This window comes from Mycobacterium sp. AT1 (assembly GCF_002043095.1).
GTDB lineage: Bacteria > Actinomycetota > Actinomycetes > Mycobacteriales > Mycobacteriaceae > Mycobacterium.
Map to the genome: position 1 here is coordinate 173456 of NZ_MVOC01000057.1, position 25974 is coordinate 199429.

A 25974-nucleotide genomic window follows, 5' to 3' on the forward strand; every position below is an offset into this window, starting at 1 on the left:
CTTCCACCCTGCGTTGAACACGACGGCACTAGGCTGATGAGTCGTGGAACCGGTATACGGAACTGTCATCACCCTCGCGCGCTGCGTGTGGCGGCTGCAGGGGCTGAAGTTCACCGTCACCGGCGTGGAGAACCTGCCAGCCACCGGCGGCGCCGTCATCGCCATCAACCACACGAGTTACTTCGACTTCACCTTCGCCGGGCTGCCCGCCTACGAGCAGGGACTCGGCCGCAAGGTGCGCTTCATGGCCAAGCGAGAAGTGTTCGACTCCAAGGTGAGCGGGCCCATCATGCGGAGCCTGCGCCACATCCCGGTCGACCGCGACAGCGGGGCGGCCTCGTTCGCCGAGGCCTGCCAGCGGCTCAAGGAGGGCGAGCTCGTCGGCGTCTATCCGGAGGCGACGATCAGCAGAAGCTTCGAGATCAAGGAATTCAAGTCGGGCGCCGCGCGCATGGCGATCGCCGCCGACGTGCCGATCGTCCCGCACATCGTCTGGGGCGCCCAGCGCGTCTGGACCAAGGGGCACCCCAAGAACATGCGGCGGCCCAAGGTGCCCATCTCGATCACCGTCGGAGAACCGATCATGCCGACGTTGCCGGCCGCCGAGCTGACGGCGCTGCTGCACTCACGCATGCAGCATCTCCTCGAGCAGGTACAGGCCTCCTACGGTCGTCACCCGGCCGGCGAGTTCTGGGTTCCGCACCGGATGGGCGGCGGCGCACCGACTCTCGCCGAGGCCAATCAAATGGACGCCGACGAGGCTGCCGAGAAGGCGGCCAGGCGCGCGCAACGAAACGAGTCAACGGAATAGCACCATGGAGCCGGTCTTCCGAACCTTGGAGATCACGGCAACGACCGCCGTGCGAGTCACCGGTGCGCGCATCACCTACCAGGGCTTGCGGAACATCCCGGCCGACGGTGGCGCGGTGATCGCGATCAACCACACCGGCTACCTCGACTGGCTGCCCGCCGCCCTCGGCGTCACGCGCCGCCACCGGCGGCTGCGCTTCATGATCAAGTCGGAGATGCAGCGAGTGAAGTTCGTCGACTTCCTGATCCGGCACACCAAGACCATCCCGGTGGATCGGCGGGCGGGTGCGGGGGCATACGCGGTGGCGGTGGCGCGGCTGCGGGAGGGCGAACTCGTCGGCGTCTACCCGGAGGCGACCATCAGCCGCAGCTTCGAGCTCAAGGACTTCAAGACCGGAGCGGCGCGAATGGCGTTGGAGGCGCAGGTGCCGATCGTCCCCCTGATCGTCTGGGGTGCGCATCGCGTCTGGACCAAGGACCATCCACGACACCTGGGCCGCAACGAGTTTCCGATCACGGTCGCCGCAGGCCCGCCGCTGGCGCCTGCCGGGTCAGCCGAGGAATTGATGGGCCACCTGCGCGCGGCGATGGGCGAACTGCTCGACGAGGTGCAGCGGTCCTACGATCATCCCGAGGGCGCCTACTGGGTGCCTCGTCGCCTCGGTGGAGGCGCCCCGACCATGGAAGAGGCGATAGTGCGCGAAGAAGCCGAGCTTGCCGAACGCGCCCGCCGGGAGTTGGGGGACCACTAGTGCTGCCACTTCTCATCGCCACCGACGTCGACGGCACCCTGCTCGACCAGGACGAGCTCGTCACGCCGCGCACCAAGTCGGCCGTCATGGCCGCGGTCGACGCGGGCACCCAGTTCGTGCTCGCCACCGGCCGGCCGCCGCGCTGGATCCCCCCGGTGGTGGAGGCGTTGGGCTTTGCGCCCATGGCGGTCTGTGCCAACGGGGCAGTGCTGTACGACTCCTCGACCGACCGCATCCTGTGGTCCCGGACGTTGTCGGTCGACGTACTCACGGAGCTCGCCGAGGTGGCCACCCGCGTCATCCCGGGAGCCGGACTCGCGGTGGAGCGCGTCGGACGCAGCGCTCACGACGCCGCGACACCGCAGTTCTTGAGCTCGCCGGGGTACGAGCACGCCTGGCTCAACCCCGACAACACCGAGGTGTCGCTGGCCGACGTCCTGAGCGCACCTGCGGTCAAGCTGCTGATTCGCAAGGCGGGGGCCCAAAGCGCGGACATGGCGGCGGCACTGGCCCCGCACGTCGGCCTCCAGGGCGATCTGACGTATTCGACCAACAACGGTCTGATCGAGGTGGTGCCGTTGGGCATCAGCAAGGCGACTGGCGTCGCGGAGGTTGCCACGCCGCTTGGCATCATGGCCGAGGACGTCGTGACGTTCGGCGACATGCCCAACGACATCCCGATGTTGCTATGGGCCGGGCTCGGCGTCGCCATGGGCAACGCCCATCCGGAGGCCAAGGCGGCGGCCGACGAGGTCACCACGCCCAACACCGACGACGGGCTGGCGCGCGTCCTCGAGCGATGGTGGCTCTGAGTCAGGCCTTCTTGCCAATGGGGGTGAAGCGCTCCAGTTGGACGGGGGCCTCGCCCTGGTCGAGCGGGATTTCAAGCGCGACGCCGTCGATGACGCGGGTCACGGTGCCGTGCTCGCGGTCGAAGTTCAGAGTGCCGTGCTGGAAGTTCTGCACGATCCACTGCGGTTCCTGGATTTCGCCGCTGGTCGGCAGCCCAAGGGCCCCGCGTTCGAAGCCCAGCTTGCCCCAGGCCTCGTAGATGGAGCCGGTGACGGGTTCGGCACCGCTGTCGGGCGACCAGTACAGCGCACCCTTGTCGAAGGTCACGTAGCGCGACGCGCCGTCGCCCGGTGTTTCCGGCGTCTGCGGGGCGCCCAGCGGGCTGGCCTCGCCGCCCATTGCCGCCCACTTTCCGAAGATCGCTCCGCCGCGCAGGGTGTCGGCGAGGTCTCGCGGCCCGATGGGGGTGTTGAAGTGGGCGGCGGTGTCCCGAAGCAGGGGCATGGCCGCGTAGGCGGCGTTCCCCGGGCAGTCGGTGTTGCCGACGTCGCGGTGGGTGAAGATCGTGGGCAGGGGGACGGCGGTGCCCCGTGGGAACTTGGTGAACGATCCGCCTGCCGAGGTGAGGACGACGCTTCCTAGCGGGTCGACGTGGTCGAGGCCGAGGCGCCAGCCGAGAAGTCGGCCCGTGGTGCGCAGCTGGATGGGTGTCGGCGGGACGAGGTCGAAGTTTCCGAGCATCGCCACGCCCCAGGTGTCGGTGTTGAAGCCGCCGGTGTGGGCGCCCTCGACGGGTCGGTCCATCCCGCCTGCGCGGCCCTCGAACACCTGGCCGTACTTGTCGACCATGGCGTTGTAGGCGATGTCGCACCAGCCAAGCGTGCGGGTGTGATATTCGAAGATGGAGCGGACGATGCCTGCCGAGTCTTCGGGGGTGTAGTCGTTGCTGCCTGCGGTGTGGTGGATGATGCCCGCGCGAACTCCGCTGTCGTACACCGTGTTTCCGCAGACCTCCGACTCGTTGGCGCCCCACTGGGCGCGACTGATGACCGCGGGTGGCACCCCGGGCGGCGTCGCGGCCTCCGGTGGGAGCGACGAGATGTCCACCGGCGCTTTCGGGGGGCTGATCAACACGGCCTTGAGATCTTGGCTGAGCGGCCGTTCGACGTTGACGGGGACGTATCCGAGGCCAGGTCCCCGAGGGGACGGAGCGACTGCCGGCCGGGCAGGCGCTGCGCGGTTGACTGCGATCTGGACGTCGGTGGTGTGGCCGACGAAGACGGGTTCGGTGCCGCGCACCAGTCCGCCGTCGGGGCCGACGCCCTCGAGGCTCTCCGCTTCGTACCAGGGTCCCCAGGAGCCGTCGGCCTTCTTGGCGCGTACGCGGGCCGAGGTTCCGGTCAGGTCTTCGGCGGTGAGCGCGACCATGGCGAACGGGGTGTCTTGGTGCAGTTCACGTACCGTTTCGCCGCCACCGACACCGTCGAGGGGGCGTTCGACGATCAAGGGAGTGGTGGCCAGCGGTGCCTGGTCGGGTTCACCGGGCAGACCGAACATGGCCAGCGGCATCATGACTGCGGTCGCTGCGACGGCAGAGAACAGCAGCGACGGCAATTGGCGACGACACGGCACGGACCGATGTTACGTATGTGTCAGGTGTTACCAGTGTTTCGACACGGCGTGCCCGGGGATACATCTCGCGCGCAACGGCACCGCAGAGCTCCCCGGGGGATCCCGATGGCTTCTGCGGTGCCGTTTCGTCGCAAGAACTAGGCGGCGGGAACTGCCGCCGGTGCTGCCGCTGCGGCGGGGATGGCCGCCGCCGCGCTCTTCTGGATGGCTCCGGTGATCATGGGCATGACCATGCCCTTGAGCAGGTCGATCGCCTGGCCGGCACCGAGGGAGTCCGCGGCGCTGTTGATGTCACCGAGCAATCCGCCGCCTCCGCTGCTGGCCGCGGGAACGCCGAGGCCGAGCGAGGGGTCGCCACCGAGGATCGGGTAGGTGCCCGAGGTCGGGTCCAGGCCGATCGGCGAGGCGATCGGCACCTCGCCGGCGCCGGGAACCCCGAGGCCGAGTCCGGTGTTGGCCGCCGGTGTGGTCAGTCCCGGCACCGTTGCGGTGGGGCTGGTCAGGGCGGGATTGGTCAGGCCGGCATCAGTCAACCCCGGCGTCGTGAGTCCCGGGGTGGTGAGACCAGGCGTCGTCAGACCCGGGGTGGTGAGACCCGGGGTCGTCAGGCCAGGCGTGGTGAGCCCAGGCGTCGTGAGGCCGGGGGTCGTGAGACCCGGCGTCGTCAGCCCGGGCGCGGTCAGGCCGGGTGCCGTGAGACCGGGTGCCGTGAGACCAGGTGCCGTCAGGCCGGGCGCGGTGAGCCCCGGGCTGGTCAGCGTCGCCGCCGAAGGTGCGCCGCCGCCCAGGATGCCGCTCGGCAGGTTGACGCCGAACTGGGAGAGCCCCTGGGACAGGGCTCCGAGCAGCTCGTTGGGCAGGTCGGTGACGAGCGCTGCCTGGACGAACTCGCGGTGCTGCGGCGCTGCGGCGTTGGTGGTGGACATGTCGGACAGTGCGACAACTGCAACTGGACTTGCAACGGCCAGGGCGGCGACTGCGCTCATGGCTGTCGAGAGCTTGCGTCGACGACGGTTAGGCACGGAAGTCTCCTCGTGTTTTCTCGGACCGTGGCTTCTTGGACCGTGTAGATGGACTGCGGGCGTTCTTATGGAACGCGTTCGATGGTACGGCTGTGACTGGTGTGTCTAGAGTGACGATGCGCAATCGTGAGCGAATTGCGACCTGCCGCGGCTACGCGACCGGCCGAGCACGCATTCGGGTCACGACGCATGCGTCGGATACCCTTGCTGCCGATGACAGCTCCTACCTCCCGGGTCGCTGCGCCCCAGCCCACCGGCAGCTTTGACCTCATAATCGTCGGCTCCGGATTCTTCGGGCTGACGATCGCCGAGCGCGCGGCCACCCAACTCGACAAGCGCGTTCTCGTGCTCGACCGACGGCCGCACATCGGCGGCAACGCCTACTCGGAACCCGAGCCGCAGACCGGCATCGAGATCCACAAGTACGGCGCCCACCTCTTCCACACCTCCAATCAGCGGGTGTGGGACTACGTGCGGCAGTTCACCGAATTCACCGGCTACCAGCACCGCGTCTACGCCATGCACGCCGGCCAGTCCTACCAATTCCCGATGGGACTCGGCCTGGTGTCGCAGTTCTTCGGCAAGTACTTCACCCCTGACGAGGCCCGCGCGCTGATCGCCGAACAGGCGGCCGAATTCGACAGCAAGACCGCGCAGAACTTCGAGGAGAAGGCGATCAGCCTGATCGGGCGCCCGCTCTACGAGGCGTTCGTGAAGCACTACACGGCCAAGCAGTGGGAGACCGATCCGACGAACCTGCCGGCCAGCAACATCACCCGCCTGCCGGTGCGGTACACCTTCGACAACCGCTACTTCAACGACACGTACGAGGGCTTGCCGGTCGACGGCTACACCGCGTGGCTGGAGAACATGGCCGCCGACGACCGGATCGAGGTCCGGCTGGACACCGACTGGTTCGACGTCCGCGACGAACTGCGCGCGGCCAACCCCGACGCCCCCGTCGTCTACACGGGCCCGCTGGACCGTTACTTCGACTATTCGGCCGGTCGCCTCGGTTGGCGCACCCTCGACTTCGAGACCGACGTCCTCGACACCGGTGACTTTCAGGGCACGCCCGTCATGAACTACAACGACGCCGACGTGCCGTACACCCGGATCCACGAGTTCCGGCACTTCCACCCCGAGCGGACCTATCCGACCGACAAGACCGTGATCATGCGTGAATACGGTCGGTTCGCCAAGGACGACGACGAGCCCTATTACCCGATCAACACCCCCGAGGACCGGGCGATGGTCACGGCCTACCGCGAGCTGGCCCGCGCCGAGACGGCGTCGGAGAAGGTCCTGTTCGGCGGACGGCTCGGCACGTACCAGTATCTCGACATGCACATGGCGATCGCCAGTGCGCTGAACATGTACGACAACACGCTGGCGCCGCATCTGCGCGACGGCGGTGCGTTGTCGACCGCAGATGATCAAGAAAGCAGTTGAGCATGAATGACACTCCGTCGGGCGCGCTCGACACCGGACAGTCCAAGGCGGTCAGCCTGCTGTCGCGCATCATCTTGCCCCGCCCCGGTGAACCGCTGGACGTGCGCAAGCTCTACATCGAAGAATCGACCACCAACGCGCGTCGCGCGCACGCCCGCACACGCACCACGCTCGAGATCGGCACGGAGTCCGAAGTGTCGTTCGCGACCTACTTCAACGCCTTCCCAGCCAGTTACTGGCGACGGTGGTCGATCCTCGACTCGGTGGTGCTGCGCGTCGAACTGACCGGCAGCGCCCGGGTCGACGTCTACCGCTCGAAGGCCACCGGAGCTCGAATCACGGTGGGCGGCAGTGCCGTGTCGAGCGTCGACGCCGACACCAGTGCCGTCGCCGAGTTCGAAATCGGATTGGACGCCTTCGAAGACGGTGGCTGGATTTGGTTCGACATCACCACCGACAGCAACGTGACGGTGCACAGCGCGGGGTGGTACGCACCGCAACCCGCGCCAAGCCGGGCCAACGTCGCCATTGGCATCCCCACCTTCAACCGCCCGTCGGACTGCGTCAGCGCACTGGCGACCCTGACGTCCGATCCGCTGGTCGACGAGGTGATCTCGGCGGTGATCGTCACCGACCAGGGCACCAACAAGGCCGTCGACCATCCCGGCTTCGCCGAAGCGGCCGCGGCCCTTGGCGACCGGCTGAGGATCCACGACCAGCCCAACCTCGGCGGTTCCGGCGGATACAGCCGGGTGATGTACGAGGCGCTGAAGAACACCGACTGTGAACAGATTCTGTTCATGGACGACGACATCCGCATCGAGCCCGACTCGATCCTGCGGGCGCTCGCGTTCAACCGCTTCTCGAAGGTCCCGACGCTCGTCGGCGGTCAGATGCTCAACCTGCAGGAGCCGTCGCACCTGCACGTGATGGGCGAGATGGTCGGCCAGGCGGACTTCATGTGGACCAACGCCGTGAACACGGAGTACGACCACAACTTCGCGAAGTATCCGCTTGCCGCGGAAGAGGAGTACCGCAGCAAGCTCCTGCACCGCCGCATCGACGTCGACTTCAACGGCTGGTGGATGTGCATGATCCCGCGGTCGGTCGCCGAGGAACTCGGTCAGCCGCTGCCCCTGTTCATCAAGTGGGACGACTGCGAATACGGCCTGCGCGCCGGCGAGCACGGCTACCCCACGGTGACGTTGCCCGGCGCGGCCATCTGGCACATGGCGTGGAGTGACAAGGACGACGCCATCGACTGGCAGGCGTACTTCCACCTGCGCAACCGGTTGGTGGTGGCCGCCATGCACTGGGACGGCAGCATCGCCGGCCTCGTCGCCAGCCACTTGAAGGCCACCATCAAACACCTTCTCTGCCTTGAGTATTCGACGGTTGCGATTCAGAACAAGGCGATGGACGACTTCCTCGCCGGTCCGGAACACATCTTCTCCATCCTGGAGTCGGCACTGCCCGCGGTGCGCAAGATGCGCACCGAATTCCCCGACGCCGTGGTGCTGCCGAGCGCGACCTCGCTGCCGACGCCATCGGACAAGCGGTGGCGCAAGAAGGTTCAGATCCCCGTCAGCCCGCTCGCGATCGCGGTACGTCTCACGCGCGGCGTGCTCCACCAGTTGAAGGCCCACGATCCGCAGCACCACGTCCGGCCCCAGATCAACGTCGCCACGCAGGACGCGCGCTGGTTCTCGCTGTCGCGCGTCGACGGCGTCACCGTCACCACCGCCGACGGCCGTGGCGTCGTGTACCGCCAGCGCGACCGGGCGAAGATGTTCGACCTGCTCCGCGAATCCCTGAAGCGGCAAGGCTTGTTGCTCCGCAAGTTCAACAGGATGCGCAAGGTGTACCGCGGCGCGCTGCCCGAGCTGACCAGCACGCAGAAGTGGGAGACGGTGTTGTTGCCCGCTGCGAAGGCTCCCGCGGAAGTGTCCCGGTGACCGACACCCTGCGGGGCGAGGACGCGGCGCTGGTCGCCGTGCAGTCGACCCTCGCCGGACGCCCCGGCGTCCTCCCCGGCGCTCGCGCGCTGTCGCACTTCGGCGAACACAGCGCGGGCTGGATCGGGGTGGCCGTCCTCGGGGCGCTGCTGCAGCCGAAGCGCCGGCGAGCCTGGCTGACGGCCGGGGTCGGCGCGTTCCTCGCCCATGCCGCCGCCGTCGTCATCAAGAGGGTGGTCAAGCGGGAGCGTCCGCACCACCCGTCGATCGCCGTCAACGTCTCGACACCGAGTCGCCTGAGCTTCCCGTCGGCCCACGCCACGTCGACCACCGCCGCGGCGATCTTGTTGGCCAGGGCGTCGGGGGTTCGGTTGCCTCTGCTGGTGGTGCCGCCGATGGCGTTGTCCCGCTTGGTGCTTGGCGTGCACTATCCGACGGACGTGCTCACGGGAGTGGCAGTCGGCGCTGTCGTCGCCAAGGCGGTCGGCGCGGTTGCAGACCGGAAGGAAACAGGTGAGCACGCATGAGTGAGGAAGCTCCCCCGGTGGCAGGCCCGCCGAAGAGCCTCGCCGCCGGGCTGGTCAAGGCGGTCCGGCCACGCCAATGGGTGAAGAACCTGCTGGTGCTCGCCGCCCCGGTGGCAGCGCTGGGTCGCGACGTCCGATTCGGCTTCGACGACGGCGTTCACGTCCTGATCGCGTTCGTCGCGTTCAGCCTCGCAGCGTCGTGCGTCTACCTGGTCAACGACGCCCGCGACGTCGAGGCCGACCGCGCGCATCCCACCAAGCGCAACCGCCCGATCGCCGCAGGCGTGGTCCCCGTGCCGCTGGCCTTCGGCCTTGCCGTCGTGCTCGGCCTCGTCTCGATGGCGCTGTCCTGGTACGTCTCGCCGAACCTGGCATTGGTGATGGGCATCTACATCGCGGTGCAGATGGCCTACTGCTTCGGTCTCAAACACCAAGCCGTGCTCGACATCTGCATCGTGTCGTCGGGGTTCCTCATCCGGGCCATCGCGGGCGGCGTCGCGGCCAACATCCCACTGTCGCAGTGGTTCCTGCTCGTCATGGCGTTCGGTTCGCTGTTCATGGCGGCGGGCAAGCGCTACGCCGAACTGCAGCTCGCCGAGCGCACCGGCGCCAAGATCCGAAAGTCGCTGGAGCGGTACACCAGCACCTACCTCCGTTTCGTCTGGACCCTGTCGGCCACCGCGGTCGTGCTCTGCTACGGCCTGTGGGCGTTCGAGCGTGACCGCACGGCGGGCGGCTCCCTGTACGCCGTGTCGATGATCCCGTTCACCATCGCGATCCTGCGCTATGCCGTCGACGTCGACGGCGGCCTCGCAGGCGAGCCGGAGGACATCGCGCTGCGCGACCGGGTGCTTCAGCTGCTTGCCGTGGCATGGATCGGAAGCGTCTGTGCAGCGGCCTACTTCAGCTAAAGGGCCCGACTTGGCGGGCTGGCTGGCGCGCTGGCCAGCCTTCCGCTTCACCCCAACGGTCCGAATCAGCCTCTGGTTCAGCGTCGTGGTGGTCGGGGTCCTGTTCGCGTGGGGCGCATGGCAGCGCAGGTGGATCGCCGACGACGGCCTGATCGTCCTGCGCACCGTGCGGAACCTGTTGGCGGGCAACGGCCCGGTCTTCAACGCCGGCGAGCGCGTCGAGGCCAACACGTCGACGGTGTGGACCTACCTCGTCACCTTCGCCGCCTGGATCGGCGGCCCACTTCAGCTCGAGTACGTGGTGCTGACCCTGACGCTGGTGCTCAGCGTCGCCGGCATCGTGTTCGTGATGCTCGGCACCGGCCGGCTCTACGCTCCCGGCCTGCGCGGCAGGCACGCACTTCTCCTACCCGCAGGGGCGATCGTGTACATCGCGATCCCGCCGGCCCGCGACTTCGCCACCTCCGGGCTCGAAAACGGTTTGGTACTGGCCTATCTCGGCCTGCTCTGGTGGATGATGGTCTGCTGGTCCCAGGCGCCGAGGATCAATCCGCCGGCACCGAACGAGGCCGGCGGCAACGCGACGGGGCGGGTCTTCGAGGCGGCGTTGGCCTTCGTCGCGGGACTCAGCGTGCTGGTCAGACCAGAGCTCGCGTTGATCGGCGGAATCGCGCTCGTGATGATGCTCGTCGCGGCACACGGCTGGCGCCGGCGGGTGCTCATCGTCGTCGCGGGCGGCCTGCTTCCCGTGCTGTACCAGGTGTTCCGGATGGGCTACTACGGGCTGCTGGTGCCTGGGACCGCCGTCGCGAAGGACGCGTCGGGCTCCAAGTGGTCCCAGGGCTTCGTCTACCTCACCAACTTCAACCATCCGTATCTGCTGTGGATCCCACTGGTGCTGCTTGGGGGCCTTGGCCTGCTGCTGCTCGGGGTCCGCAGCCTGCTGTGGCGCAAGCGCGGACCGGCCACCCGCACCCGCACCCGCGGCCGGTGGACGGGTGTGGTCCAAAGCCCCACTGCGGTAGTCGTATTCATGGCGGGCAGTGGTCTGGTCCAGGCGGTCTACTGGGTCCGCCAGGGCGGCGACTTCATGCACGGCCGGGTGTTGCTGACCCCGCTGTTCTGCCTGCTCGCGCCGGTGTCGGTGATCCCGATCGTGCTGCCCTCGGGGATGCGCGCGGTCCAGGGGCCTGGTTACCTGCTGGCGGGCGCGTCGTCGGTGTTCTGGTTGGCGATCGTCGGGTGGTCGCTGTGGGCGGCGAACTCACCGGGTCTTGGTAGCGACGCGACCAAGGTGACCTACTCCGGCATCGTCGACGAACGTCGCTTCTACGCCCAGGCGACGGGGCACGCGCATCCGCTGACGGCCGCCGACTATCTCGACTACCCGAGGATGCGCGCCGTCATCGCGGCCATCGACAACACCCCGGAGGGCGCGCTGCTGCTGCCGTCGGGCAATTACGACCAGTGGGACGTGGTGCCCGCGATCCCGAAGCCGCCCCCACCGCCCGGTGAGCCGCCGCTGACCGAGAAGGAGCGTCGCGGACCGCACACCGTGTTCTTCACCAACCTGGGGATGCTCGGCATGAACGTCGGTCTCGACGTCCGGGTCATCGACCAGATCGGGCTGGCCAACCCCTTGGCCGCCCACACGGCGCGTCTCGACGACGCGCGCATCGGGCACGACAAGAACCTGTTCCCCGATTGGGCGGTCGCCGAGGGGCCGTTCCTGCCGATGCGGCCCTACATCCCGCCCTACCTCGACGAGGACTGGGTGGCGCAGGCGAAGGTCGCGCTCACGTGCCCCGAGACCGACGCGATGCTGACGTCGGTGCGCGGTCCGCTGGGGCTCAAGCGGTTCGCCTCGAACGTCGTCAACGCGTGGACGTTCACCAAGTATCGGATCGACCGCGTCCCCAGGTACGAACTGGCGCGATGCGGGCTCGAACCGCCGCCGCCCAAGGTGCCGCCGTACACCGGCATGCCCGCCGCGGGGCCGTGACCCACACCGGCGTGTAACGGCCCGTCCTGGCAAGCCGATACACAGACCGATGTGGATCAGACCGGGACTTCGCCGCGTATTGCAGGCGTTCGTCGCGGCGTTGGCGTTGCCCGCCCTCGTGGCGACGGGTGACCTCGTGGGTTCAACTCCGACGGCGTCGGCCTTCTCCAGGGAGGGACTGCCCGTCGAGTATCTCGACGTCTACTCGGCTGCGATGGGCCGAAACATCCGCGTTCAGTACCAGTCCGGATCTGCGCCGGCGCCTGTCCCGGATCCCGCACCGAGCAAGGCGGTGTACCTCCTCGACGGCCTCCGCGCTCAGGACGACTTCAACGGCTGGGACGTCAACACGCCCGCCTTCGAGTGGTTCGACCAGTCGGGAGTCGACGTCGTCATGCCCGTCGGCGGCCAGTCCAGCTTCTACAGCGACTGGTACTCGCCGTCCAGCTTCAACAAACAGACCTATACCTATAAGTGGGAGACGTTCCTGACCCGGGAGCTTCCCTCCTACCTCGCGTCGGCCAAGCAGGTCTCGCCGACGGGCAACGCCGTCGTCGGGCTGTCGATGGCAGGCGGCGCCGGACTGATCCTCTCGGCGTACCACCCCGCCCAATTCAGTTATGCCGCCTCGCTGTCGGGGTTCCTCAACCCGTCGACGCCCTTCATGAAACAGGCCATCCGGGTGGCGATGCTCGACGCGGGCGGATACAACGTCGACGACATGTGGGGTCCGCCGTGGGATTCGGCGTGGAAGCGCAACGATCCCGTCCTTCAAGTGGACCGCATCGTCGCCAACCGCACGCGGTTGTGGATCTATTGCGCGCCCGGTGGAGGTCCGCTCGACGAGAGCGTCGACCCCGGGCAGTCGTTCAACGCCAACAGCTTGGAATCGCTCGCCGTCAACAGCAACAAGAGGTTCCAGGAGAGGTACGCCAAGGCTGGTGGCAGCAATGCCACGTTCGTCTTCCCGAACGAGGGAAACCACTCGTGGGCTTACTGGGGCCAGCAGTTGCAGGCCCTGAAGCCCGACCTGATTGCCACGCTCAATGGTTGAGAGGGTGACCAGGCAAGACACGTGCGAGAGAGAGTTTTCGCTCTCGTGTGTGGTTGACTACAGCGGCACGCAGCGGGTCTGTCGTGCGGCATTCAAACGAAAAGGATCTATACAAGCATGAGTTTCGTAGGGAAGATGGCGCGCCGCGCTGCGGTTGCGGCCCTGGCAGCTGGAACGCTGTCGGGACTGGTCGGCGTCGTCGGAGGCTCGGCGACAGCGGGAGCGTTCTCAAGGCCGGGACTGCCGGTCGAATACCTGATGGTTCCGTCCGCGGGCATGGGCCGTGACATCAAGGTCCAGTTCCAGAGTGGTGGACCCAACTCACCGTCGATGTACATGCTCGACGGTCTGCGTGCGCAGGACGACTTCAACGGCTGGGACATCAACACCGCCGCCTTCGAGTGGTACAACGGCTCGGGCTTGTCGATGGTGATGCCCGTCGGCGGTCAGTCCAGCTTCTACAGCGACTGGTACAAGCCGGCCTGCAGCAAGAAGACCGGCGTCTGCCAGACCTACAAGTGGGAGACGTTCCTCACCCAGGAGCTCCCCGCATACCTGTCCGCCAACAAGGGCGTCGACTCCACCCGTACCGCGGCGATCGGCCTGTCGATGGCCGGTTCGGCGGCGCTGACGCTGTCGATCCACCACCCGCAGCAGTTCCAGTACGCGGCGTCGCTGTCCGGCTTCCTGAACCTCTCCGAGGGCTGGTGGCCCGGTCTGGTCAACACCTCGATGGGTGACGCCGGCGGCTACAAGGCCGACGACATGTGGGGTCCGGCCGAGACCGACCCGGCGTGGAAGTACAACGATCCGATGGTCAACATGGCCACGCTCGTCGGCAACGGCACGCGCATCTGGATCTACTGTGGCGACGGCACCCCGAGCGGCCTTGGCGGCAACAACTTGCCCGCCAAGTTCCTCGAGAGCTTCACGCTCCGCACCAACAAGACATTCCAGCAGAACTACTTGGCCGCCGGTGGCAACAACGGCGTGTTCAACTTCCCCGAGGCCGGCACGCACGATTGGCCGTACTGGGGACAGCAGCTGCAGGCGATGAAGCCGGACGTCCAGCGCGTTCTGAACGCCGTTCCGACGCCCGTCTCCTAGGCGCTAGCAAAACAGATCGATTGGCGGCGGCGATCCCTTCGGGGGTCGCCGCCGTCACTCGTTTACGGCGCGGCCCGTCGCCGTGATGTGGTTCACTACAACGCGAATCAACAGATTGGTGACATGGGTATGAGGCTGCTCTCGACACTGTTCAAGACGATGTGCGCGCTGACGCTGGCCGTCGGGTTGTGGCTGGCGAGCCCCCACACCGCGAAGGCCGAGGGCGTCGAATACCTGATGGTTCCGTCGGCGGCGATGGGCCGCGACATCCCGGTCGCCTTTCAGGCCGGTGGTCCGCACGCCGTGTTCCTGTTGGACGCCTTCAACGCCGCCCCGGACACCAGTAACTGGGTCACGGCGGGCAACGCGATGAGCACCCTGGCGGGCACCGGCATCTCCGTTGCCGCGCCCGCAGGCGGTGCCTGGAGCATGTACACGAACTGGGAAGCCGACGGCAGCAAGCAGTGGGACACCTTTCTTTCCCAGGAGCTGCCGGACTGGCTGGCCGCAAACAAGGGTCTGGCCCCGAGCGGGCACGGCGTCGTCGGTGCGGCCCAGGGCGGTTACGCCGCCATGGCGCTTGCCGCGTTCCACCCGGATCGGTTCCGCTATGCGGGCTCGCTTTCGGGGTTCCTGACGCCGTCCCAGACGGCATACAACGGCGCCATCACCGCAGGGCTCGCCAGCTTCGGTGGCGTCAACACCCAAGCCATGTGGGGTGCCGCCCAGCTCGGTCGCTGGAAGTGGCACGATCCCGACGTTCACGTGAACCTGTTGAATGCCAACAACACTCGGCTGTGGGTGTACAGCCCCGGCACGACGGACTGCAGTGACCCGGCGGCCATGATCGGCGTCTGCGACCAGACTGCCGGCAGCAACCGCACGTTCTACCAGCACTACCGGGCCGTCGGTGGGCACAACGGTCACTTCGACTTCCCGACCTCGGGCCAGCACGATTGGGGCAGCTGGGCGCCGCAGCTCGCCGCACTGTCGGGCGACCTGTCCGCCGCGATCCGCTAGGCGCACCGCAGATCACATCTGGCAAACGTTTCCCGGGCCCGCTCATTCGAGCCGGTACCTTGGAGGCGTGCATCTAGGCGGACCCCGAACGGCAAGCGCGGCCATGGCCTGCGCGGCACTCGTGGTCAGTGGTTGCGGCATGGGTGACGACGTCATGGCAACCATGGGAATGCAGCCGGCGGAAACCACCGCCTCCGGCAGCAGCGCGCAGGCCTTCGCCCAACCGCCGGCCGTCGAGCCGGGGGAGGAGCCCGTGTTGATGGTCACCCCGACCCAGCGAGAGTTCCTCGACGCCCTGTCCGAGGCCGGCCTCAACCCGTCGAGCGAGCTGGCCGCGTTGAACATCGGCTCCTGCGTGTGCCAGGCGAAGGCGGCCAGGCAGAGCGACCAGGAGGTCTGGGACTTCGTCCTGCCGATGGTGCGCGGCGACGTCAGGGATTCCTATGGCGAGTCGGTGGCGCCACCGGCCGGTCAGGCCAACTCCGAGACGTCCGACTACATTCGCATCGCCACCGAAACCCTCTGCCAGTAGGAGACCTCCCCACTTCATGGCTACCAATCGCCAACGCAAGCGTCACCGGCTCCTCGCTCTCGTAGCGGCCGCGTCGGTGGCGGTGCTGGTCGGTCTCGTCGTCGTCGGGCTTTGGATCCTGATGCGGGCGCCGGATTCGCCGCCCAGCGCGACGCCGCCGACGGCTCAACCGTCCCCGGGCATCCCGACGACGCCGGGTTCCAAGCCGCGGCCGGAGTTCCAGGACGCCAGCTGCGCCGACGTCATGGTGCTGTCGATTCCGGGGACCTGGGAATCGTCGCCGCAGCTCGATCCCGCCAACCCGACGCAGTTCCCCATCGCGCTGCTGCTCAACGTCACCAATCCCATTCGGGAGGCGTTCGGCGCGGATCGGGTGGAGACGTACACGGTTCCGTACACCGCCCAGTTCCACAATCCGTTCGCGGCCGACAAGCAGATGTCCTACAACGACAGCCGTGCCGAGGGCACCAAGGCCGCGATCAAGGCGCTGACGGACATGAACAACCGGTGCCCGCTGACCAGTTACGTGATCGTCGGATTCTCCCAGGGTGCCGTCATCGCCGGTGACCTCGCCAGCGACATCGGCAACGGTCGGGGCCCAGTCGACGCCGATCTGGTGCTCGGCGTGACGCTCATCGCGGACGGGCGCCGGGAGCCGGGCGTCGGGCAGGACATCGGCCCCAACCCGCCCGGCCAGGGCGCGGAGATCACGCTGCAGGAAGTGCCCACCCTGTCTGCCCTCGGTCTGACGATGTCAGGCCCGCGGCCAGGTGGATTCGGCTCGCTCAACGACCGCACGAATCAGATCTGCGGCACCGGCGACTTGATCTGCTCGGCGCCCGAGGGCGCGTTCTCGATCGTCAACCTGCCCAAGACGCTCGAGGTTCTCAGCGGTGGAGCCGCGGGCCCCGTCCACGCCATGTACAACACGCCGGACTTCTGGGTGCTGGACGGGCAAACGGCGACGCAGTGGACTCAGGCGTGGGCGAGGGGTCTGGTCGACAACGCACCCCACCCGAAACACGGGTGAGCTGCGCACGGGGATTTGGCCTCTGCCGCAAGCTCACCTAACATTAAGAGAAAAGTAAGACCACCCGTCCCTGAAACCCGGCGGGTTGGTTACAGAGTGGGTCCCAAGGCAAACGCCTGCCCACCGATATGATCTTGAGGTTTGGCCTCGGCCGGTTCGCTTCGGCAGGGGCAGCGTCGACAGAGGAGTGACATGGGATTCCACAACCCGTTCTTGAAGAACGGCATCATCAGGTTTCCCGACAACGGCAACCTGGTCCGGCACGTCGAGAAGTGGGCCAAGGTGCGCGGCGACAACCTCGCCTACCAGTTCATCGACTTCTCCACCGAGCGCGATGGTGTCGCGAAGAATCTGAGTTGGACCGACTTCAGTGCCCGCAACAAGGCGGTCGGCGCCCGGCTCCAGCAGGTCACCCAGCCGGGTGATCGCGTTGCCATCCTGTGCCCGCAGAACCTGGACTACCTGATCGGCTTCTTCGGCGTCCTCTACGCGGGCCGTATCGCCGTCCCCCTGTTCGACCCGTCCGAACCAGGACACGTCGGCCGCCTGCACGCCGTCCTCGACGACTGCCAGCCCACCGCGATTTTGACCACCACCGACTCGGCCGAGGGCGTACGAAAGTTCTTCCGCACCCGGCCCGCCAAGGAGCGGCCCCGCGTCATCGCCGTGGACGCCGTGCCCGACGAGGTCGGCGCCACCTGGGTGCAAGAGGACGTCACCCACGACACCATCGCCTACCTGCAGTACACGTCCGGATCGACCCGTGTCCCCACCGGCGTGCAGATCACCCACCTCAACCTGGCCACCAACATCGTCCAGGTCATCGAGGGCATCGGCGGCGACGAGGGTGACCGCGGCGTCACCTGGCTGCCGTTCTTCCACGACATGGGTCTCATCACCGCGATGATCCCGCCCGTCGTCGGTCACTACATCACCTTCATGACGCCGGCGGCGTTCGTCCGCAGGCCCGGTCGCTGGATCCGCGAGATGGCCCGCAAGGACGACGACACCGGCGGTGTCATCTCCGTCGCGCCGAACTTCGCCTTCGATCACGCGGCCGCCCGCGGCGTCCCCAAGGACGGCGAACCGCCGCTTGACCTGTCGAACGTCAAGGCCGTGCTCAACGGCAGCGAACCGATCTCGGCGGCCACCGTGCGCCGGTTCAACGAGGCGTTCGAGCCGTTCGGCTTCAACCCGAAGGCGCTCAAGCCGTCCTACGGGCTGGCCGAGGCCACGCTGTTCGTGTCGACCACCGCCACCGACGAGCCGCCGAAGATCGTCTACGTCGACCGTGAGCAGCTCAACTCCTACCGCTTCGTCGAGGTCGCCGAGGACGCGCCGTCGGCCGTCGCGCAGGCGTCCGCCGGCAAGGTGGGCATTTCCGAATGGGCCGTCATCGTCGACGCCGAGTCCGCTTCCGAACTGCCCGACGGGCAGATCGGCGAGATCTGGATCAGCGGGCAGAACATGGGCACCGGCTACTGGGGCAAGCCCGAGCAGACCATCGCCACGTTCCAGAACATCCTCAAGTCCCGGATTCCCTCCTCGCACGCCGAGGGCGCGCCCGACGACGCCACCTGGGTCAACACCGGCGACTACGGCGCCTTCTACGAGGGCGACATCTACATCACCGGCCGCGTCAAGGACCTGGTCATCGTCGACGGTCGCAATCACTATCCGCAGGACCTCGAGTACTCGGCGCAAGAGGCCAGCAAGGCGCTGCGGACCGGCTTCGTCGCGGCGTTCTCGGTGCCCGCCAACCAACTGCCCGACGTCGTGTTCGAGAACGCGCACGCGGGTCTCAAGCGCGATCCCAGCGACTCCTCCGAACAACTCGTCATCGTCGCCGAGCGCGCCGCCGGCGCCAACAAGATGGACTTGGAGCCGGTGGCCGACGAGATCCGTGCCGCGATCGCCGTCCGTCACGGCGTGACGGTGCGCGACGTGCTGCTGACGCCGGCCGGCGCCATTCCGCGCACTTCGAGCGGCAAGATCGGGCGGCGGGCCTGCCGGTCGGCCTACCTCGACGGCAGCCTGCGCAGCGGCAAGACCGCGAACGACTTCCCCGACCAGACCGACTGACGCGTTCGTCGGTCCACCAGGCCGCACCTCGGCGAAAGTGACTGTGAATATGACTGAATCCGAAGACAATTCGCCATCGCCCGCCGAGAAGCCGGCACGGACCGACAAGACGGTCGCCGAGCTACGGGAGTTCCTGCGCAACTGGATCGCCGAGGCGACCGGGCAGCCCGCGGATCGCATCGACGAGTCCGCGCCGATGGTCGAGCTTGGCCTCTCGTCGCGCGATGCGGTCGCGCTGGCCAGTGACATCGAGGACCACACCGGTGTCACGCTGACCGCGACCGTCCTGTTCCGCAATCCCACGATCGAGTCGTTGGCGACCGTCATCGTCGAGGGCGATCCCGAAGACGAAACCCCAGTCGACGACGACTTCGACTGGTCTCGGACCAAGGAACTCGACGATATTGCGATCGTGGGCATCGGCACCAGGTTCCCCGGTGACCTGAACACGCCCGACGTGATGTGGTCGGCGCTGCTCGAGGGCAAGGATTCCAGTTCCGACCTGCCCCCGGGCCGGTGGGAGGAGTTCCTCTCCGAGCCGAGGATCGCCGAGCGCGTCGCCAAGGCGCACACCCGCGGGGGCTACCTCTCCGACATCAAGGGCTTCGACTCCGAGTTCTTCGCCCTGTCGAAGATGGAGGCCGACAACATCGATCCGCAGCAGCGGATGGCCCTCGAGCTGACGTGGGAAGCGTTGGAGCACGCGAGGATTCCGGCGTCCAGCCTGCGCGGTGAGAGCGTCGGCGTCTACGTCGGCAGCTCGAACAACGACTACACGTTCTTGAGCATCGCCGATCCCACCGCCGCTCACCCGTACGCCATCACCGGCACCGCCAGCTCGATCGTCGCGAACCGGGTGTCGTACTTCTACGACTTCCGTGGTCCGTCGATGTCCATCGACACCGCGTGCTCGTCGTCGTTGGTGGCCGTGCACGAGGGCGTCAAGGCGCTGCGTGCGGGCGACGTCGACGTGGTGGTCGCAGGTGGCGTCAACGCGATGATCACCCCGATGGTTACCCTCGGCTTCGACGAGGTCGGCGGGGTGCTGGCGCCGGACGGTCGGTGCAAGTCGTTCTCACAGGACGCCAACGGCTACGCCCGCTCCGAGGGCGGCGGCATGCTGGTGCTCAAGCGCGTCGCCGATGCCCGCCGCGACGGTGACGACATCATCGCGGTGATCGCAGGCAGCGCGGTCAACCACGACGGCCGCTCCAACGGACTGTTGGCGCCCAACCCCGACGCCCAGGCCGACGTGCTGCGCAAGGCCTACAAGGACGCGGGCATCGACCCGCGCACCGTCGACTACGTCGAAGCTCACGGAACGGGCACCATCCTCGGTGACCCGATCGAGGCGGACGCGCTTGGCCGGGTGGTCGGCAAGGGTCGCGTCGCCGACAAGCCCGCTCTGCTTGGTGCGGTGAAATCCAATCTGGGACACCTGGAGTCGGCCGCGGGCGCGGCCAGCCTTGCCAAGGTGGCGCTGTCGCTGCGCAACGACAAGCTGCCCCCGTCGATCAACTACACCGGCCCAAACCCCTACATCGACTTCGACAAGATCCATCTCAAGGTCAACGACACCGTGACCGACTGGCCGCGGTACAGCGGTCATGCGATCGCCGGTGTCTCGGGCTTCGGCTTCGGTGGCGCCAACGCGCACCTGGTGTTGCGCGAGGTGCTGCCGTCCGACCTCGTCGAGCCGGAACCGGCTCCCGACCTGACCGTGGTGACGCCGGCGATCGACGAGGCCAACGCGGTCTACGTCGGCGGGGTGCGGGTCGACGAGTACGGCGACATCCTCGACGATGACGACGACGAATTCGCCGCTACCGCAAGCCTTGAGGGCGCCGAGCCCGAGCTGCCCGGCTTGACCGACGAGGCACTGCGCCTGCTCGAGGTGGCGCGCGAGGAGCTCGACGCCGCCGAGGCAACGACACCGATTGTGCCGCTTGCGGTTTCGGGATTTCTGACGTCGCGCAAGCGGTCCACCGCCGCCGAGCTGGCCGACTGGATCGACAGTGCAGAAGGCCGGGCGTCGTCGCTGGAGTCGATCGGACGCTCGCTGTCGCGGCGTAACCACGGGCGTTCGCGCGCAGTGGTTCTCGCCCACGACCACGACGAGGCAGTCAAGGGACTGCGCGCGCTGGCCGAGGGCAAGCAGTCGCCACTGGTGCTCGCCGCCGACGGTCCCGCCACCACTGGACCCGTCTGGGTGCTCGCCGGATTCGGTGCTCAGCACCGCAAGATGGGCAAGAGCCTGTATCTGCGCGACGAGATCTTCGCCGAGTGGATCAACAAGGTCGACGCCCTGATTCAGGACGAGCGCGGTTACTCGATCGTCGAGCTGATCCTCGACGACGCAATCGACTACACCGATGAGACTTGCGACTACCCCATCGAAGTGGTCCAGACGGTCATCTTCGCCATCCAGATCGCACTCGGTGAGCTGCTGAAGGCGCACGGCGCGAAACCCGGTGCGCTCGTAGGACAGTCGCTCGGTGAGGCGGCCGCGGCCTACTTCTCCGGCGGTCTGTCGCTGGAGGACGCCACCCGTACCATCTGCTCGCGGGCCCACCTGATGGGTGAGGGCGAGGCGATGCTGTTCGGCGAGTACATCCGCCTGATGGCGCTCGTCGAGTACTCCGCCGACGAGATCAAGACGGTCTTCTCCGATTACCCCGACCTCGAGGTGTGCGTATACGCGGCGCCGACGCAGACCGTTATCGGCGGACCGCCCGAGCAGATCGACGCGATCATTTTGCGCGCGGAGTCCGAGGGCAAGTTTGCACGCAAGTTCCAGACCAAGGGCGCCAGCCACACTCAGCAGATGGACCCGCTGCTCGGTGAGCTCTCGGCGGAGATCACGGGCATCGAGCCGCATCCGCTGCAGACGGCGTACTACTCCACCGTCCACGAAGGCCAGCTGGTCCGCGCGGGCGCCGAGCCCATCCACGACGTCGACTACTGGAAGAAGGGACTGCGGCACAGCGTCTACTTCACCCACGGCATCCGCAACGCGGTCGACAACGGGCACACCACCTTCCTCGAGCTGGCGCCAAATCCCGTCGCGCTCATGCAGGTTGGGCTGACGACGGCGTCGGCGGGTCTGCACGACGCGCAGCTCGTCGCGACGCTGGCCCGCAAGCAGGACGAAGTCGACTCGATGACGACGGCCATGGCCCAGCTGTTCACCCATGGTCACGATCTTGACTTCCGCACCCTGTTCTCCCGCGGCGAATATGCCGCCATCCCGCCGACGCGGTTCAAGCGCAAGCCGCATTGGCTCGACGTCCGGTTCACCGGTGACAGCTCCAACCTGATGCCGGGCAACCACGTCGCCATGCCCGACGGTCGTCACGTGTGGGAGTACTCCCCGCGGGCGGCGACCGACCTGGCCGCGCTGGTGAAAAGCGCTGCCGCGCAGGTGCTTCCGGACGCCAAGCTGACGGCCTTCGAGCAGCGCGCGGTACCGGCCGACGACGCACGGTTGGTGACGACGCTGACCCGTCATCCCGGTGGTGCGACGGTGCAGGTGCACGCCCGCTTCGACAACGGGGCCGAGTCGTCCTTCGCCCTGGTCTACGACGCGATCGTGACGCGCGCAGGTCAGGCGACCGCGTTGCCGACCGCCGTTGGCGCCGCGGTCTCCGAGGTGGCCGTTGCCGCGCAGGCTCCGGTCGAGGAAGAGCCCGAGGATGACGCCGCGATCCTGCAGGACAACCTCACCGCCGGTGCGGGTCTGGCAGCCGGCTTTGCCAAGTGGTCACCCGAGTCGGGGGAGTCGATCTCCGAGCGGCTCGGCACCATCGTCGGCAGCGCCATGGGCTACGAGCCCGAGGATCTGCCGTGGGAGGTGCCGCTCATCGAGCTGGGGCTGGACTCGTTGATGGCGGTCCGGATCAAGAACCGCGTCGAGTACGACTTCGACCTGCCGCCGATTCAGCTGACCGCGGTGCGCGACGCCAACCTGTACGCCGTCGAGAAGCTGATCGAATACGCGATCGAGCACCGCGACGAGGTGGATCAGCTCGCCGAGGTGCAGAAGACGCAGACCGACGAGGAGATCGCCGCGGCACAGGCCGAGCTGATGGGTGGAGCCACCACGGTGGCCGAGCTCGAGGAGATGCTCACCAAGAAGGCCGCCGAGGCAGAAGCGCCGGCGGCGGCCCCCGTCGAGACCGCCCCCGTCGAGACCGCGCCCATCGAGACCGCGGGCATCGTCCCGCCCCCGCCGCCACCACCGACCAATCCGGCCGGACCGTCGGCCCCGGCGAAGACGCCGAACCTGGCTGGTGCGGCACAGGTGCTCAACCAGCAGGCGATCTCGGAGGCTTTGAACTCCGACGTCCCACCGCGTGACGCTGCCGAGCGCGTGACGTTTGCGACGTGGGCGATCGTCACCGGCAAGTCGCCCGGCGGCATCTTCAACTCGCTGCGCGAGCTGACCGACGAGGAAGCGCAGAAGATGGCGCAACGTCTGTCGGAGCGGGCGGAGGGAACGATCACCGCCGACGACGTCAAGAGGGCGCAGACCATCGAGGAGTTGTCCTCGACGGTGCGCGAGTTCCTCGAAGCCGGTGAGTTGGACGGCTTCGTCAGGACCATCCGCAAGGCCGAGCACGAGAGCGACGTTCCCGTCTTCGTCTTCCACGCGGCCGGTGGCTCGACGGTGGTCTACGAACCGCTGCTCAAGCGGCTGCCCGCGGGCACGCCGATGATCGGGTTGGAGCGAGTCGAGGGCACCATCGAGGAGCGGGCCGCCCAGTACGTCCCGAAGCTGTTGGAGCTCAACGGCTGGACCGACGGAAAGACCGGCAAGCCGTTCATCCTGGCGGGCTGGTCGCTGGGCGGGGCGCTGTCCTACGCCTGCGCGCTCGGGCTGAAGGAAGCCGGCGCCGACGTACGGTTCGTCGGCCTGATCGACTGCGTGCGACCGGGTGTGCCGATCGACACCTCGACCGAAGGGACCAGGGCACGCTGGGACCGCTACGCGAAGTTCGCCGAGAAGACGTTCAACGTGCAGATTCCGGCGATTCCCTACGAGGAGCTCGAGAGCCTCGACGACGCCGGTCAGGTCGAGTTCGTCCTCAACGCGGTCAAGGACTCCGGCGTGCAGATCCCCGGTGGCATCATCGAGCACCAGAGGACGTCGTACCTGGATCAGCGTGCGCTGGACGTCGCGGACGTCAAGCCGTACGACGGGCACGTCACGCTGTACATGGCCGATCGCTATCACGACGACGCCATCACCTTCGAGCCCGCCTACTCCACGCGTCAGCCCGACGGCGGGTGGGGTGAGTTCGCTTCCGATCTTGAGGTCGTACACATCGGGGGCGAGCACATTCAGGCGATCGACGAGCCGTACATTGCGAAGGTCGGCGCGCACATGAGTGAGGCGATCAACCGCATCGAGAGCGAGCAGAAGTGACCCAGGAAGCGGCCCCCGTCGCCAGCAGAGCCCACACCACGGCCGAGAAGTTGGCCGAGCTCCGTGAGCGGTTGGAGCTCGCCAAGGATCCGGGTGACGAGAAGGCGAAGGCCCGTCGCGACAAGAAGGGCATTCCAAGCGCCCGCGCGCGGATCTACGAACTGCTCGACCCGGGCAGCTTCCTGGAGATTGGCGCACTGGCTCGCACCCCCGGTGACCCCAACGCCTTCTACGGCGACGGTGTGGTGACCGGCCACGGCACCATCGACGGCCGCCCGGTTGGCGTGTTCAGTCACGACCAGACGGTGTTCCAGGGTTCGGTCGGGGAGATGTTCGGCCGCAAGGTGGCCAGGCTGATGGAGTGGGTGGCCATGGTCGGCTGCCCGATCATCGGCATCAACGACTCCGGTGGCGCCCGCATCCAGGACGCGGCGACGTCGTTGGCGTGGTACGCCGAGCTGGGCCGGCGGCACGAGATGCTGCGTGGCCTGGTTCCCGAGATCTCTCTCATCTTCGGCAAATGTGCTGGCGGCGCGGTCTATTCGCCCATTCAGACCGATCTGATCGTCGCCGTCCGCGACCAGGGCTACATGTTCATCACCGGTCCCGACGTGATCAAGGACGTCACCGGTGAGGACGTCACCTTCGACGAGCTGGGCGGCGCCGACGTCCAGGCGCAGCGCGGCAACATCCACAAGGTGGTCGAGTCCGAGAGCGCGGCGTACCAGTACGTGCGCGACTACCTCAGCTTCCTGCCGCCCAACCACTTCGACAACGTGCCGATCGTGAACCCCGGGCTCGAGCCCGAGCTCACGCCGTCGGACCTGGAGCTCGACACGATCGTCCCCGATTCGGACAACCAGGCCTACGACATGCACGAGATCCTGCTGCGAATCTTCGACGACGGTGACGTCTTCGAGATCGCCGAGCAGCGAAGCCCGTCCATGATCACCGCGTTCGCGCGGGTCGACGGCCACCCGGTCGGGGTGATCGCCAACCAGCCGATGGTCAACGCCGGCGCCGTTGGCAACGAAGCCTCCGACAAGGCGGCCAGCTTCATTCGGTTCTGCGACTCGTTCAACCTTCCGCTGGTCTTCGTCGTCGACACCCCCGGCGCCATGCCGGGCCTCGAGGAGGAGAAGGGCGGCATCATCAAGCGCGGCGGCCGCTTCTTCAACGCCATCGTGGAAGCCGACGTGCCGAAGGTGACCTTCGTGATTCGCAAGGCCTACGGCGGTGGGTACGCGGTGATGGGCTCGAAGCAGTTGTCCGCCGACCTGAACTTCGCCTGGCCCACCGCGCGCATCGCGGTGATCGGCGCCGAGGGTGCGGCGCAGCTGCTGGTGAAGCGCTTCCCCGACCCGACCTCGCCAGAGGTGCAGAAGATTCGCGCGGACTTCATCGAGGGGTACAACCTGAACCTCGCGACGCCATGGATCGCGGCCGAGCGTGGCTACATCGACGGCGTCATCGAACCGCACGAGACTCGGCTGTTGCTGCGCAAGTCGATGAAGTTGTTGAGGGACAAGCAGAACCGCAACAAGGTGCTTCGCAAGCATGGTCTGACGCCGCTGTAGTTCGTCGGATTAGCCTGCGCCACCGGCACATTCCGAGTTATCCACAGGTCCCTCGTTGGGGCTGTTGCGCGTCGGTGGACCCGAGTAGATTCGAATGCATGTTCGAGTCATTGGCCACCTCCGCGGCTGGCACGTCGGGTGTCTCCGCGGTGGAGTCGTGGTCGCGGGTGGAGTCCGCGGCCTGCGCTCGCCGCGTCGCGGCGATGGCCGACATGTTCGCGACCGCCCATGCCGCCGACGGGTCCGGTGAGCGGGAGCTGTGGTGCACCGACACCTGGGATGCCGTCGCCGC

Annotated in this window: 18 protein-coding genes and 1 pseudogene; 17 read left to right on the forward strand and 2 right to left on the reverse strand. The window is 67.4% G+C overall.

Annotated elements, in window-relative coordinates; all coding sequences use genetic code 11:
- The first annotated feature begins 43 nt into the window (after positions 1–43).
- Genes B1790_RS25660 through B1790_RS25670 form a run of 3 tightly spaced genes read left to right on the forward strand, consistent with a single transcriptional unit; the run spans position 44 to position 2374 of the window.
- A complete protein-coding gene (locus tag B1790_RS25660; protein ID WP_079926102.1) occupies positions 44–811 on the forward strand; it encodes a 1-acyl-sn-glycerol-3-phosphate acyltransferase in 768 nt (255 codons plus the stop codon).
- Positions 812–815: 4 nt separating this feature from the next.
- Complete coding sequence (locus tag B1790_RS25665) at positions 816–1562, forward strand: 1-acyl-sn-glycerol-3-phosphate acyltransferase (RefSeq protein WP_079926103.1); 747 nt, start codon at positions 816–818, stop codon at positions 1560–1562.
- Positions 1562–2374, forward strand: coding sequence for a Cof-type HAD-IIB family hydrolase (locus tag B1790_RS25670; RefSeq protein WP_079926104.1), 813 nt, complete (start codon positions 1562–1564; stop codon positions 2372–2374). The genes B1790_RS25665 and B1790_RS25670 overlap by 1 nt, the downstream gene beginning before the upstream one ends.
- A 1-nt stretch (position 2375) precedes the next feature.
- On the opposite strand, the gene B1790_RS25675 is transcribed toward B1790_RS25670, so the two are convergent.
- Positions 2376–3926 carry an N-acetylmuramoyl-L-alanine amidase gene (locus B1790_RS25675; protein WP_079926137.1) on the reverse strand — a complete coding sequence of 517 codons (1551 nt, stop codon included), beginning with the start codon at positions 3924–3926 and terminating at the stop codon, positions 2376–2378.
- 197 nt (positions 3927–4123) lie between these two features.
- Entirely contained in the window at positions 4124–5008 is an 885-nt protein-coding gene (locus B1790_RS25680) for a hypothetical protein (protein WP_079926105.1), read from the reverse strand.
- Between the two features lie 213 nt (positions 5009–5221).
- Here B1790_RS25680 and glf point away from each other — a divergent pair, with 213 nt between their 5' ends.
- The 14 genes and pseudogenes from glf to B1790_RS25750 form a co-directional block, all read left to right on the forward strand.
- Positions 5222–6460 carry a UDP-galactopyranose mutase gene (glf, locus tag B1790_RS25685; protein WP_079926106.1) on the forward strand — a complete coding sequence of 413 codons (1239 nt, stop codon included), beginning with the start codon at positions 5222–5224 and terminating at the stop codon, positions 6458–6460.
- Between the two features lie 2 nt (positions 6461–6462).
- Positions 6463–8415, forward strand: coding sequence for a glycosyltransferase (locus B1790_RS25690; RefSeq protein ID WP_079926107.1), 1953 nt, complete (start codon positions 6463–6465; stop codon positions 8413–8415).
- Positions 8412–8942: a phosphatase PAP2 family protein gene (locus B1790_RS25695; RefSeq protein ID WP_079926108.1), complete on the forward strand. Its 531-nt coding sequence runs from the start codon at positions 8412–8414 to the stop codon at positions 8940–8942. Before B1790_RS25690 ends, B1790_RS25695 begins: the two co-directional genes overlap by 4 nt.
- On the forward strand, positions 8939–9853 hold the full coding sequence (locus B1790_RS25700) for a decaprenyl-phosphate phosphoribosyltransferase (protein ID WP_079926109.1): 915 nt from the start codon (positions 8939–8941) through the stop codon (positions 9851–9853). The genes B1790_RS25695 and B1790_RS25700 overlap by 4 nt, the downstream gene beginning before the upstream one ends.
- Before the next feature lie 10 nt (positions 9854–9863).
- Positions 9864–11855 (forward strand): flagellar motor control protein ZomB, encoded by a 1992-nt coding sequence (gene zomB, locus B1790_RS25705; RefSeq protein WP_233165313.1) that lies wholly within the window; start codon positions 9864–9866, stop codon positions 11853–11855.
- A gap of 49 nt (positions 11856–11904) precedes the next feature.
- On the forward strand, positions 11905–12909 hold the full coding sequence (locus tag B1790_RS25710; RefSeq protein ID WP_079926110.1) for an alpha/beta hydrolase family protein: 1005 nt from the start codon (positions 11905–11907) through the stop codon (positions 12907–12909).
- Positions 12910–13026: 117 nt separating this feature from the next.
- Entirely contained in the window at positions 13027–14016 is a 990-nt protein-coding gene (locus B1790_RS25715) for an esterase family protein (protein WP_079926111.1), read from the forward strand.
- A gap of 129 nt (positions 14017–14145) precedes the next feature.
- Positions 14146–15036 carry an alpha/beta hydrolase-fold protein gene (locus B1790_RS25720; protein WP_079926139.1) on the forward strand — a complete coding sequence of 297 codons (891 nt, stop codon included), beginning with the start codon at positions 14146–14148 and terminating at the stop codon, positions 15034–15036.
- 139 nt (positions 15037–15175) lie between these two features.
- Entirely contained in the window at positions 15176–15568 is a 393-nt protein-coding gene (locus B1790_RS25725; protein WP_233165314.1) for a DUF732 domain-containing protein, read from the forward strand.
- A 16-nt stretch (positions 15569–15584) separates the two neighbouring features.
- The gene (locus B1790_RS25730) at positions 15585–16598 is read left to right on the forward strand and encodes a cutinase family protein (protein WP_079926113.1); all 1014 of its coding nucleotides are present in this window, start codon (positions 15585–15587) and stop codon (positions 16596–16598) included.
- A 192-nt stretch (positions 16599–16790) separates the two neighbouring features.
- Complete coding sequence (gene fadD32, locus B1790_RS25735; RefSeq protein ID WP_079926114.1) at positions 16791–18680, forward strand: long-chain-fatty-acid--AMP ligase FadD32; 1890 nt, start codon at positions 16791–16793, stop codon at positions 18678–18680.
- 49 nt (positions 18681–18729) lie between these two features.
- Positions 18730–24105, forward strand: coding sequence for a polyketide synthase Pks13 (pks13, locus tag B1790_RS25740; protein WP_142271504.1), 5376 nt, complete (start codon positions 18730–18732; stop codon positions 24103–24105).
- The gene (locus tag B1790_RS25745) at positions 24102–25682 is read left to right on the forward strand and encodes an acyl-CoA carboxylase subunit beta (RefSeq protein WP_079926116.1); all 1581 of its coding nucleotides are present in this window, start codon (positions 24102–24104) and stop codon (positions 25680–25682) included. The genes pks13 and B1790_RS25745 overlap by 4 nt, the downstream gene beginning before the upstream one ends.
- 98 nt (positions 25683–25780) lie before the next feature.
- A pseudogene (locus B1790_RS25750) lies at positions 25781–25974 on the forward strand (HNH endonuclease); the annotation flags it as partial.